General features: G+C 47.9%; 11 protein-coding genes. 1 reads left to right on the forward strand and 10 read right to left on the reverse strand.

What is annotated here, in order from left to right:
* Positions 1 to 35: 35 nt before the first annotated feature.
* Complete coding sequence (locus tag NYE49_RS20215; protein WP_342410703.1) at positions 36 to 1,463, forward strand: amino acid permease; 1,428 nt, start codon at positions 36 to 38, stop codon at positions 1,461 to 1,463.
* A 43-nt stretch (positions 1,464 to 1,506) separates the two neighbouring features.
* On the opposite strand, the gene NYE49_RS20220 is transcribed toward NYE49_RS20215, so the two are convergent.
* The 10 genes from NYE49_RS20220 to NYE49_RS20265 form a co-directional block, all read right to left on the reverse strand.
* Complete coding sequence (locus NYE49_RS20220; RefSeq protein ID WP_003227132.1) at positions 1,507 to 2,808, reverse strand: pyrimidine-nucleoside phosphorylase; 1,302 nt, start codon at positions 2,806 to 2,808, stop codon at positions 1,507 to 1,509.
* A gap of 29 nt (positions 2,809 to 2,837) precedes the next feature.
* Entirely contained in the window at positions 2,838 to 4,019 is a 1,182-nt protein-coding gene (gene nupC, locus NYE49_RS20225; protein ID WP_173614377.1) for a nucleoside permease NupC, read from the reverse strand.
* Between the two features lie 80 nt (positions 4,020 to 4,099).
* Positions 4,100 to 4,771, reverse strand: a complete 672-nt coding sequence (deoC, locus tag NYE49_RS20230) for a deoxyribose-phosphate aldolase (protein WP_003227127.1) — start codon at positions 4,769 to 4,771, stop codon at positions 4,100 to 4,102.
* Positions 4,772 to 4,876: 105 nt separating this feature from the next.
* Positions 4,877 to 5,818, reverse strand: coding sequence for a DNA-binding transcriptional repressor DeoR (deoR, locus tag NYE49_RS20235; protein ID WP_014478458.1), 942 nt, complete (start codon positions 5,816 to 5,818; stop codon positions 4,877 to 4,879).
* A gap of 133 nt (positions 5,819 to 5,951) precedes the next feature.
* Positions 5,952 to 6,779, reverse strand: a complete 828-nt coding sequence (locus tag NYE49_RS20240; RefSeq protein WP_015385093.1) for a DUF1206 domain-containing protein — start codon at positions 6,777 to 6,779, stop codon at positions 5,952 to 5,954.
* A gap of 71 nt (positions 6,780 to 6,850) precedes the next feature.
* Positions 6,851 to 7,963, reverse strand: coding sequence for an ethanolamine utilization protein EutH (gene eutH / locus NYE49_RS20245; protein ID WP_342410706.1), 1,113 nt, complete (start codon positions 7,961 to 7,963; stop codon positions 6,851 to 6,853).
* A 68-nt stretch (positions 7,964 to 8,031) separates the two neighbouring features.
* The gene (locus tag NYE49_RS20250; protein WP_342410707.1) at positions 8,032 to 9,369 is read right to left on the reverse strand and encodes an MmgE/PrpD family protein; all 1,338 of its coding nucleotides are present in this window, start codon (positions 9,367 to 9,369) and stop codon (positions 8,032 to 8,034) included.
* Positions 9,366 to 10,508, reverse strand: a complete 1,143-nt coding sequence (gene sndB / locus NYE49_RS20255) for an N-acetyl-sulfur-metabolite deacetylase SndB (RefSeq protein ID WP_342410709.1) — start codon at positions 10,506 to 10,508, stop codon at positions 9,366 to 9,368. The genes NYE49_RS20250 and sndB overlap by 4 nt, the downstream gene beginning before the upstream one ends.
* Positions 10,509 to 10,524: 16 nt before the next feature.
* Positions 10,525 to 11,274, reverse strand: a complete 750-nt coding sequence (locus tag NYE49_RS20260; RefSeq protein ID WP_342410710.1) for an amino acid ABC transporter ATP-binding protein — start codon at positions 11,272 to 11,274, stop codon at positions 10,525 to 10,527.
* Between the two features lie 12 nt (positions 11,275 to 11,286).
* Complete coding sequence (locus NYE49_RS20265; protein WP_003243465.1) at positions 11,287 to 11,961, reverse strand: amino acid ABC transporter permease; 675 nt, start codon at positions 11,959 to 11,961, stop codon at positions 11,287 to 11,289.
* Positions 11,962 to 11,967: the final 6 nt, after the last annotated feature.

Consider the following 11,967-nt stretch of genomic DNA (forward strand, 5'->3'; position numbering starts at 1 on the left):
GCCTAAGGAATGGCAGCTAAAAGGAGGGCGAGATAGTGAATCTTCAGGAGAACAGCAGCCAACAGCTAAAACGCACAATGAAAAGCAGGCACCTATTTATGATTTCATTGGGAGGCGTCATAGGCACAGGACTTTTCCTCAGTACAGGCTATACGCTACATCAAGCCGGGCCCGGTGGTACAATACTCGCTTATGTAATCGGCGGGTTGATGATGTACCTCGTCATGCAATGTCTCGGCGAATTGTCGGTTGCCATGCCGGTGACCGGCTCTTTTCAAAAATATGCTACAACATTCATCGGTCCATCTACCGGTTTTATGGTCGGCATCATGTACTGGATCAATTGGGTGGTGACGGTAGGCTCTGAGTTTACCGCATCCGGTATTCTCATGCAGCGCTGGTTCCCTGACAGCAGTGTATGGATGTGGAGTGCGATTTTTGCAGCCCTTCTTTTTATATGCAACGCATTTTCAGTTAAGTTATTTGCGGAGACTGAATTTTGGTTTTCCAGCGTAAAGATTGTCACCATTATTTTATTTATCATTTTAGGAGGAGCCGCCATGTTTGGCCTGATCTCTTTAAACGGAACGGCGGATGCTCCTATGTTGTCAAACTTCACGGACCATGGCGGGCTGTTTCCGAATGGCTTTCTTGCCGTTTTTATCGCGATGATATCTGTGAGCTTCGCCTTTTCCGGTACAGAGTTAATCGGCGTTACAGCAGGAGAATCAGTAAATCCTCAAAAGGATATACCGCGATCCATCCGTAATGTCGCATGGAGAACCGTGATTTTTTTCATTGGCGCTGTCTTCATATTATCCGGATTGATTTCGTGGAAGGACGCAGGCGTGATTGAAAGCCCGTTTGTAGCCGTATTTGCGGAGATCGGAATCCCTTACGCTGCTGATATTATGAATTTCGTGATATTAACAGCCTTGCTGTCTGTCGCCAACTCAGGCTTATATGCTTCGACACGTATGATGTGGTCGTTAGCAAATGAAAATATGATCAGCTCCCGTTTTAAGAAAGTGACCTCTAAAGGCATTCCTTTAAATGCCTTAATGATCAGTATGGCTGTATCTTGTTTATCTCTCGTTTCCAGTATCGTGGCCCCTGGAACTGTCTATGTGGTGATGGTCGCAATTGCTGGATTTGCAGGAGTCGTGGTCTGGATGAGCATTGCCTTGTCCCAGCTCTTGTTTCGAAAGAGATTTCTGAAAAAAGGGGGGAATGTAAAAGATCTGACATTTCGCACGCCGCTTTATCCTCTTATGCCTATAGCCGCTCTCTTATTATGTTCTGCTTCTTGTATCGGTCTTGCTTTTGATCCCAATCAAAGAATCGCACTTTTCTGCGGAGTTCCTTGTATCATCCTTTGCTATCTCATCTACCATTTCAAAAGAAATGTTACAAAAGCGAAAAAAATCAGCCAAGAAGAATATCCAGCCGATCACATCCTATAATTAAAAAAGCACACCCCGCTCAGCATGGGATGTGCTTTATTTTTTATTCTGTAATTAACGTATGAATCAGCTTCGGCGCCTTCGCTTCCGCGGCGATGCGGATGTTGTCATAGACTTTTGCGATGACTTCATCGACGTTTTCTCGGTTAGCGTAAAGCGTTACGAGCGGTTCCCCTTTTTCTACTTTGTCGCCGACCTTTTTGCGGAGCATGATGCCGACGGCTAAATCGATTTCGTCTTCTTTTGTGGCGCGGCCGGCACCTAACAGCATCGCCGCGACGCCGATTTCGTCCGCAACGATTTCAGAGACGACACCCGCTTCTTTGGCAGGCACATCAATTTGATATGCGGCTTGCGGAAGCTTAGACGGATCGTCAACAATTGAGCTGTCGCCGCCTTGGTTTTTCAGGAAATCCTTGAATTTCTCAAGCGCTTTGCCGTTTTTCATGACTTCTTCCAGCTTCGCTCTTGCTTCGTCCAATGTATCGGCTTTTTTCGCAAGCACAACCATCTGGCTGCCAAGCGTTAAGACAAGCTCATGAAGATCCTCAGGCCCCTCGCCTTTGAGTGTGTCGATCGCTTCTTTGACCTCAAGCGCATTTCCGATCGCAAAGCCGAGCGGCTGGGACATGTCTGAAATGACAGCCATTGTTTGACGGCCGACGTTATTTCCGATCCGTACCATCGCTTTGGCAAGTTCAGCAGCGTCTTCTTCTGTTTTCATGAAGGCGCCCGCACCCGTTTTTACGTCAAGCACGATGGCGTCCGCCCCGGCAGCGATTTTTTTGCTCATAATCGAGCTTGCAATGAGCGGAATGGAATTGACCGTTCCCGTTACATCACGAAGCGCGTACAGTTTTTTATCAGCCGGCGTTAAATTGCCGCTTTGGCCGATGACCGCAACCTTGTCGCGGTTCACAAGTTTAATAAATTCATCCTTCGTCAGTTCCACGTGGAAGCCATCGATTGCCTCTAACTTATCAATCGTGCCGCCCGTATGGCCGAGGCCGCGGCCGGACATCTTAGCAACCGGCACATCAAGAGCCGCAACAAGCGGAGCGAGAACGAGCGTTGTCGTGTCGCCGACGCCGCCGGTGGAGTGTTTATCCACTTTAATTCCTTCAATGGCAGAAAGATCAATCGTTTCACCGGAGTTCACCATAGCCATCGTCAAGTCCGCGCGTTCACGGTCACTCATATCCTGGAAGAAAATCGCCATAGCAAGCGCGCTTGCCTGATAATCAGGAATGCTTCCGTCTGTATAGCCGTTCACGAAAAATTGAATTTCTTCAGTGGTGAGTTCTTTTCCGTTTTGTTTTTTGATGATGATATCTACCATTCTCATGTTTGGTCACCGATCCTTTTCGATTAAGTTCAGTAAATCAAGCCCACAATTGCTGCTGATAAAAAGCTGACAAGAGTAGCACCGTATAATAATTTCAAGCCGAAACGAGCGACGACATTTCCTTGCTTTTCATTCAGTCCTTTTACGGCACCGGCAATGATTCCGATTGAGGAGAAGTTCGCAAATGACACAAGGAATACCGATACGATCGCTGTTGTACGGCCGCTGAAATGGAAACCGTTTTGCGTAAGCGACGTCATGGCGACAAATTCATTCGATACCATTTTTGTTGCCATAATGCTTCCCGCATTAACAGCTTCATTCCATGGGATACCCACAAGAAAAGCGAATGGAGCAAACACATATCCAAGAATGCCTTGGAACGAAATACCGAATACTGCATTAAAAATGCCATTGATCAAGGCAATAATCGCGACAAATCCAATCAGCATCGCAGCGACGACAACCGCTACTTTGAAACCGTCAAGGATGTATTCTCCGAGCACTTCGAAGAAGGATTGTTTTTCTTCTTCCTCAACACGAAGCATATCCTCTTCTTTTGCAACCTCGTACGGATTAATAATAGAAGCAATTATGAAACCGCCAAATAAGTTCAAGACCAGCGCTGTTACAACATATTCCGGTTTCAGCATTGTCATATACGCGCCGACAATCGACATTGATACAGTTGACATCGCAGATGCACAAAGCGTGTACAAGCGCTGCTGATTTAAAAGACCGAGTTCTTTCTTCAAGGAGATAAATACTTCTGACTGCCCTAAAATCGCAGAAGCCACTGCGTTATACGATTCCAATCTTCCCATACCGTTTACCTTGCTGAGGGCAAGGCCGATATATCTAATGATAAACGGGAGGACTTTCCACTTTTGCAGAATCCCGATCAGAGCGGAAATAAACACGATTGGCAAGAGAACATTCATAAAGAATGTCGTTTGGTTCGCATTCACCAAGCCGCCAAACACAAAGTTAATTCCCTCAGCCGCGTATTCAAGCAGGTAACCGAATCCTTTTGCAAATCCTCCCACGAGGAAATTCCCTATCCCGGTATTGAGGAGAATGTAGCCAAGAATAAATTGCAAAATGAGCATAACAACAATTGGGCGGATCTTAATTCTTTTTTTGCCGCTGCTCGCGATCCACGCGAGGCCTAAAAACACGATTAAACCGATAATCCCAATCAAATACTTCATATGTGTTTCTCCTTTATTTGTATTCGCTTACAATCACTGTTTCCTCAGAAAACGGAAAGCAGTCTGCCTTCCGTCAGCTCTTAATAGTTGTCTCCGCCTGATGCATTTTCTCCTTTTACGATAGAAACGCCTGCGCTGGCGCCAATTCGGCTTGCTCCGGCCTCTACCATTGTGTCTACATCTTCTTTCGTTCTGACGCCGCCAGATGCTTTCACGCCGATATCAGGTCCTACTGTTTTGCGCATTAAGGCGATATCTTCCTTCGTTGCGCCGCCTGTAGAAAAGCCTGTTGATGTTTTTACGAAATCCGCTCCCGCAGACACCGCTAAACGGCATGCACGTTCTTTTTCTTCATCAGTCAGAAGGCACGTTTCGATAATGACTTTGACAAGCGCTTTTCCGGCTGCAGCTTCCACTACACCGCGGATATCAGCTTCCACCACATCGTCTTCCTTGTCTTTTAAAGCGGCAATATTAATGACCATATCCACTTCAGTGGCGCCTTTTGAAATGGCGTCTTTTGTTTCGAACGCTTTTGTTTCAGTTGTATTGGCACCGAGCGGGAAGCCGATGACCGTACAAACGTCGACTCCAGTTCCCTTAAGCTCTTTTGCAGCAAGCTCCACCCATGTCGGATTGACACATACTGAAGCAAATTTGTATGTTTTCGCTTCTTCAATTAGTTTTAGAATGTCCGCTTTTTGTGTATGCGGTTTCAAAGCTGTATGATCAATTATGTTGGCTAATGACATCCTTCGCACACTTCCTTTTTTGTTAAGATATTTTTTAGCATAACCGACTTTTGAACATATGTAAATTGGTAATTGAAATTTTGTTCAATGAAAGGTTTGAACGTGTCACAAATCATTAACAAGCGCCCTCGCGGTATGCTGGTCAATGATTAAAACGTTGGCATATTTTCCGGTTAATGCTCCGTGAATGGAAGATACTTTTCTGCTTCCGCCGGCAACTAAAATAGAGCGTTCCTTCAGCCTGAGGTCTTCAAGCTCAACACCGATGGTCCGGTCATTGATGGCGCTGCTGCAAATATTCCCTTTCGCATCAAAAAAGCGTGAACAAATATCCCCGACGGCTTGTTTTTTCAGCAGGGCTTTCTCTTCTTCGTTAAAATATCCGAGCCGGAACAACAGCGCTTCGTCACGGACAGTCCCCACCGTGAAGAGAGCGATATTCGCCTGCTTTCCCATCTCGATGATCCGCTCAATATGACGGTCTTTCTCCACCATTCGCTTCACATCCGCATTATCAAACACGACGGGAAGCGGGAGATAGCGCGGCATCGTTTGAAAAGCCTCTGCAAACAGCTGAATCGTTTCAGCCGAATACGTGTTTACCCGGGAATGGCTGATGCCGCCTTTTAGCTGGACGACCTCGACGCCTTTTACCTGCTTCGGCTGCATGTTTTGCGCGATTTGATACATGGTGGTTCCCCAGCTGACGCCGACAATGTCGCCGTCTTTTACCGTTTCATGCATATATTCTGCACCATAGCGGCTTAGGTCATGTGTAATTCCTGCATAATCGGGTGTCGGGGAAAACACAACATGCGCCTCAAGGAGCCCGTATTTCTCTTCAAGTATGGAACCGAGCGCATCCAAATCCTCAAAAGGGTCCATGACGCGAATCTGGACATACCCTTTTTCCTTTGCATATTGCAACAGCCGGGAAACGGTTGGCCTTGAAATGTTGAGCTGCTCAGCAATTTGCTGCTGACTGTAGTCAGACTGATAGTAAAGCCTTGCCGCTTCTATGCTTAATTGTTGTTTTTCCCGATCCATTCTGCACCTCCCTGTGGATCAGTCCTGATAAAACTGCTTTTGATTTGCTTTTATTATACAGGCTGGCGCCGGCTTTCATCCACCTGATTTCTAAGAAACTGAAAAACGCTCTGGGCGCGGACCTGCCCAGAGCTTATTTCTCCCAGGTCATATGCTGATAAATGCCTTTCATAATGGCGTACATTCCATATAGGATCAGGCCTAATGCCAATATAGACAGAATCAATTTGCCATGCGGCTGCTGCGCGAGTTCGGCGAGCGCGCCGTCAAAGCCTCTTGTGTCGTCAGGATCAGCGGTCATGGCTGTCTTAATGAGAAAATAGCCGATGGCTGAGAAAATAATGGCGCGGGCGATATTGCCTGCGCGCCCGGTGTTTTTCGTGATGCATATCATCTGTTTGTTCATTTTTGATGTATCGAATTCTTTCATAAAAGCAGCCCGAACGCCTTTCATAAATTGAACAATCGCAAATACGATAAAACCCGCACCCGTAAGCCCTGTGAGCCATTGGCCGAATGGCTGCGCCAATACATAAGCGGACCACGTCTGTTCTGAAGTGCCGCCGTCCCCTTGGCCAAACACAAATCGCAAGGCATTCCAAGCGATGGATGTATAAACGGCGGCACTGAAAAAGTTTCCTATTCTCCGTGACAGGCCTCGCCTGCTGTTTCCGTGCCCCTCTGTGTCCTTGATTGCGCTTAACACCATCCAGATCACATAGCCGATAAGGCCGATGCCTATTAAAAAAAGCAATAGTGACCCATACGGCATGCGTGATAGCGTTTGGAGCGCTCCGCTCGAATCTTTGGCGCGGCCTGCCCCGGCAGCCGTCATAAAAGCCAAAACCCCAAGCAGAATAAAAACGCCGCCGAATGCAAAATAACCAAGCCTCCCGAATCGTTTGATCCAAGGCTTGGTTTCCTGTTTTATTTTTGACATGTACCGGTCTTTCACCGCCATGTGTCCAACCCTCTTTCACAGAAATCTTTACTGTAACATTCCCGATTGGACAAAGTTGAAACAGCTTCTGCTCAGCTATGGCTGGCTGAGATACGTTTTTGCTGTTTAGCTGATTGTGCAGGTGTCATCCAAGCAGCCGCTGCGGCAGCTGTGACTCCGCCTGCTAATTTCCCAATGATCATGGCCGCCGCCATTTCTTTTTTCATTCCAGCTACAAAACCGAGATGGCTGCCGAGTACAAAGGCGCCGCTGACCGCAAACGCGACATTGATAACCTTTCCTCTCGGCGTCATATTCTTTAATGAAGCCAGCATCGGGATATGATGCGCCAAAGAGGTCACTAATCCTGCTGTTGCTGTCTCATCTAAATGAAGGTGTTTCCCCAGGGCCTGAAGCGGTTTTTTAAAGGTTTTTGTAATAAAAGCCGTCATTGGAAACGCCCCTGCCAAGGCAATGGCGATGGTCCCTGTCGTTTGTATCCCTGTCTCGACATTCTCCATTCCCGGAATCAGCACAATGCCGGTCATCGTTTCAACTGAAACAGCTGCAAGCCCGATAATCGCAACCACACTGACCGCTTTCCCGAAGAGATGAAACAACTGAATCATTCTGTCGGTGTATCGCCATAACCCAAAAGCGATCACAGCAGATAACAGACTCGGGATCAGAAGATTTTTACCTATCATGCCGATGTCAAAGCCTGCGCATAATCCGCCGATTAAGCAACCGATCGGCACTGTGCACAGCCCGATTAATATGCCTTTCGCAAAATACGGATGATCCTCTTTTTCGATGATGCCAAGAGCGACGGGAATCGTGAAGACGATTGCCGGTCCCATCATTGTTCCTAAAAACACCCATGAAAACAGCCCGGCCTGCGGATCTTTCGCCATTTCTCCAGCCAGCGCATATCCTCCCATATCAATCGCCAAAATGGTGTTCGCAAAGGAAGAAGGGTCCGCGCCAATCGCCGTGTAAAACGGAGCAACAATGGGAATCAGGATTGCTGCCAGCACGGGCGCCAGCGACACAATTCCGATCATGGACAGCGCCAGCGGCCCCATAGCCTTAAAGCCGTCCGCAAACCGCTCGCCTAGCTCCCATCTGTTTCCCAAACAATAATCCGCCGCTCCCCATAGTAAAAAGGCAGCCAAAATGAATACAACCGCGTCATTCACCGTCATGGTTTTCTCCTTTTTCAAACGTATGTTGCTTTTATCATATCATCTGAAATCGCTGAATAGAGTTGATCTTATTCAATATGAGCTAAAAATTCTTTTATATCGGCTTTTTCAACGGCTGTTATGATGCGCCGCGCTTTTTCTTGCGGGACCGTTAATGTCAATTTTTCTATTATGTTCTCTTCAGACAGCTCATTTCCTGGCGCCCCTTTTGGGCAGTCCACACGCGCTTCGCAAATCCGGCCGTCTGATAAATAGGCCCGGACAATCGTGAAACGGCCTTTTGGAACGGCATGGGGAGCCGGCTGAGTAGCATTGTCATATACGCGCTGAATATGCCCTATTGTCGTTTGAATGCCGTTTGGGATCGGCTGGCTGTTGAAATGTTCAACGGTCAGGTCGTGTCCATGCAAAGCAAGAGCAATCACATATTCAACGCTGAAACGGCCTTCCTCTCCAGTTTTTGGAGATCTTTCCGTCAATGCAGCATCTCCGCCTGGCGGAAAAATCACTTCAATACGTTCGGTATTGGCAGCAGAAATGACTTCTTCGGAGATAAGCTGTCGTACCGCATCTGCAGCATGGTGTGCCGCGGAACATAATGGATAGATTTTAAACCATAGGCCCGGCTGCACAATTCTCCACGGTGCCCCCCAATCGTTTAGCAAAGTATGTTGTGCTTTTTCAACGTCACCGTACAGACTGAAGAAACCAGTTTCTCCATCAAGTGCCGTGCGGGACCCGCCAAATTCTGATTGGGCCAGCTTAACGGCCAGCAAGCCAGCCTGAGCCGCCAGACCGGCGTGCAGCGGTTTCATTTCTGTTCCAAATTGCACCCTCATCCCAGCAGATTGCGTAGCCGCAAAACCAATTGCTTTTTCCAGCTCTTCCTGAGTCAGCTCCTCAGCATAACCTACGGCGCAGGCAGCAGCGATGGCACCAAGCGTACCTGTATTATGCCAGCCCTTTTCATAGTGGCAGCTGCCAATTGATTCTCCCAGCCGTGCCATCACTTCAACACCAACAATATAAGCGCCAAGAAGCCGCTCGTCATGTCCGCAAGCGGCAGATGCAATAAGGGCCGGTACGATGACTGCACTGGGGTGTCCTCTTACATCGGAGTGGACATCATCAAAATCCAATGCATGGGCGATAAATCCATTCAGCATCGTGGATTGTAATGGCGCGGCTTTTTTGTCCTGTCCGATAATAGGAACAAGGGGCCGGCCTCCTTCATCCTCTATCAGACGGAGCAGCTTTTGAATTCCTTTATCTTCTCTTCCTGCGAATGAAGCGGCAGTAAAATCAAGTAATCCTTTTTTTGCTTCGCGAATCGCGTCAACTGAATGCTCAGGTTGTGACGTTCTCACAGCCTCTGCAAGACCTGCTGTCAGCCCTTGTTTGCTCATTTGATGGTCTCCAATACAATAACCGCCAGCTCCGCAAAGTATTGAGAGGCAACCGTAAGGGCATCTTCATCCAGTGTAAAGGCCGGATGATGCCACTCCTCCGTCCCGTTCGTTCCCATCCAGACAAAAAATCCCGGAATCTTCTCTTGATACAGAGCGAAGTCTTCTCCGCCCGGAGACTGCTCAGCGTGAACGGTTTGATAGCCAAGCCGTGCTGCAGCTTCGGATGCCGCATTCAAAAATGTGCCGTCATTCTGAACGGAAGGCAAATAAGGAAACCACTTGAATTCTGCTTGTGCCCCATAGCCCGCTGCAATTCCTTCAGCCACTCGTCTCATATGCTCCGGAACAGCCTGCCGCGCTTCTTTTTGAAAGGTTCGAACCGTCCCCTCCATTTCAGCTTGGTCTGGAATCACGTTCCACGACGTGCCCGCCTGTACTCTTGTGATACTGACGACTGCGTTTTGCAGTGAGCTGATATTGCGGCTGACCACAGATTGCAGCCCGCTGATGATTTGTCCGGCTGCAGCGATTGGATCGATACTGTTATTTGGGATGCCGGCGTGTCCGCCTTTCCCTTTGATGACGATCTCAAACCGGTCAACACTTGCCATGAGCGGACCTTCCTTTACACCAATGGTCCCGACAGGCAGATCCGGCTTATTGTGCATGCCGAAAATCGCGGAAACGTCATTAAGTACGCCAGCTTCTAGGACCTTTCTTGCTCCTGCGGCAATTTCTTCTGCCGGCTGAAAGATAAAGCGGACTGTACCTTTCAGCTCGGCCCTTCTTTGATTCAGCAACATCGCTGTGCCAATAATAGAAGCAGTATGAAAATCGTGTCCGCACGCATGCATTGTGCCATCAACCTTAGATGCAAACGGGAGATTCGTCTGTTCTTGGATCGGGAGCGCGTCAATATCCGCTCGTATTGCTATCACGGGGCCGTCTTCCCGTCCTTTGATTTCTGCAATCACGCCAGTCTCCAATTGAGGAACATCAAGTATTTCGATTTGCTCCTCCTCAAGCCAGCGGCGGATTTTTTTCGTCGTTTCAACCTCTTGAAATGACAGCTCAGGATGTTCATGAAGATCACGCCGCATATTGATTAAACGGGTATGAAACGCTTTGTCGGCCATTGTTCTTCTCCCCTTCTTATATAAGCTCTGCAGGCTCTCCCACCTGCTTGATAAATCGTTTCGTCCGTTCGTTTTTCGGATGGTCAAACAGTTCTTTTGGCGTTCCCTGCTCGATAATATGGCCGTCTGCCATAAAAATCACTTGATCAGCGACCTCTTTTGCAAACGCCATTTCGTGTGTAACAATGATCATCGTTGTTTGCTTTTCCGCAATGGACTTGATGACCTGAAGCACCCCTGTGACGAGCTCAGGGTCAAGCGCTGACGTTGGTTCATCCAGCAAAATCGCATGCGGATTGACCGCAAGCGCCCGGGCGATGCCGATTCGCTGCTGCTGGCCGCCGGACATTGTGATCGGATAGCTGTCAGCCTTATGCTCCAGACCGACTTGTTTCAGAATCTCCATTCCAATACGTTTCGCTTCGTCGCGTGGTTTATGTTGAGCCACAATTAAAGCTTCTGTAATGTTTTGCAGAGCCGTTTTATTTTTAAACAGATTGTAGTTTTGAAAGACCATGGCCGTTTGCTGGCGAAGCCGATGTGCTTCCTTGCGTGTAAACTTTTCCGCGTTCAGTTTGGCTTCTCCGATTTCAATAAGGCCTTGATCCGGACGCTCTAATAGATTTAAGCACCGGAGAAGCGTTGATTTTCCGGAACCGGACGGACCGATGATTGCCACCACTTCTCCGCGTTTCACTTCTAGATCGATTCCGTCGAGCACGACGAGATCTTTAAACGCTTTGTGAATATTTTTTACTGTTATCAACTGATTTCACCTCTAAGTCCGGTATGGCTTGCTCATGGCACGTTCAAACAAGTCCTGCAAAATGCTGTAGATAATGGTAAGAACCCAATAGACGATCGCAACCGCCAAGTACGTCTCAAAATATTTGAGGTTTCCTGAAGCGTACATCTTCCCTTGGGCGAACATCTCCATGACCCCTAATGTAAAGGCCAGTGACGTTTCTTTCAGGAGCCCGATAAATGTATTGCCCGTTGCCGGAATCGCATTTCGGATCGCTTGCGGCAAAATAATCCGTCTGTATGCCTGAAATTTTGTCATACCGACAGACAGGCACGCCTCCAGCTGCCCGTCATCAACAGAATTGAGGGCGGCCCGGAAGATTTCTGCCAAATATGCTGCATTTTTTAAGCTTAACCCGATGATGGCAGCTGTGAGAGCTGTCATTTTGCTCATCTCTGGAAACAGCTGCGGCAGCCCGTAATAGATTAAGAACAGCTGCACCAGTGTCGGCACGCCTCGGAAAAAGGATATATACAGCTTTGACAGCTGATGAAGCACTGGAATTTTGTTCTTTGTAATGAGTGCGAGAATAAGTCCTCCAATAATGGCAAAAATCATAGCCGCTATGGCCATAAACAACGTGATCGGAAGGGCCTGAATTAAAGTCGGGAACGCTGATATCATGAATTCCCAATCAATCGTGTTCATTCTGGT

The sequence above is a fragment of the Bacillus sp. FSL L8-0358 genome, from assembly GCF_038593095.1.
Taxonomy (GTDB): Bacteria; Bacillota; Bacilli; order Bacillales; family Bacillaceae; genus Bacillus; species Bacillus subtilis.

What these genes read in the sequence shown, in the direction of transcription:
- deoC (WP_003227127.1), bottom strand. Translation starts at nt 4,771, where the DNA reads ATGTCATTAGCCAACATAATTGATCATACAGCTTTGAAACCGCATACA.
- NYE49_RS20265 (WP_003243465.1), bottom strand. Translation starts at nt 11,961, where the DNA reads ATGAACACGATTGATTGGGAATTCATGATATCAGCGTTCCCGACTTTA.
- deoR (WP_014478458.1), bottom strand. Translation starts at nt 5,818, where the DNA reads ATGGATCGGGAAAAACAACAATTAAGCATAGAAGCGGCAAGGCTTTAC.
- eutH (WP_342410706.1), bottom strand. Translation starts at nt 7,963, where the DNA reads ATGACGGTGAATGACGCGGTTGTATTCATTTTGGCTGCCTTTTTACTA.
- NYE49_RS20250 (WP_342410707.1), bottom strand. Translation starts at nt 9,369, where the DNA reads ATGAGCAAACAAGGGCTGACAGCAGGTCTTGCAGAGGCTGTGAGAACG.
- NYE49_RS20220 (WP_003227132.1), bottom strand. Translation starts at nt 2,808, where the DNA reads ATGAGAATGGTAGATATCATCATCAAAAAACAAAACGGAAAAGAACTC.
- nupC (WP_173614377.1), bottom strand. Translation starts at nt 4,019, where the DNA reads ATGAAGTATTTGATTGGGATTATCGGTTTAATCGTGTTTTTAGGCCTC.
- NYE49_RS20240 (WP_015385093.1), bottom strand. Translation starts at nt 6,779, where the DNA reads ATGGCGGTGAAAGACCGGTACATGTCAAAAATAAAACAGGAAACCAAG.
- sndB (WP_342410709.1), bottom strand. Translation starts at nt 10,508, where the DNA reads ATGGCCGACAAAGCGTTTCATACCCGTTTAATCAATATGCGGCGTGAT.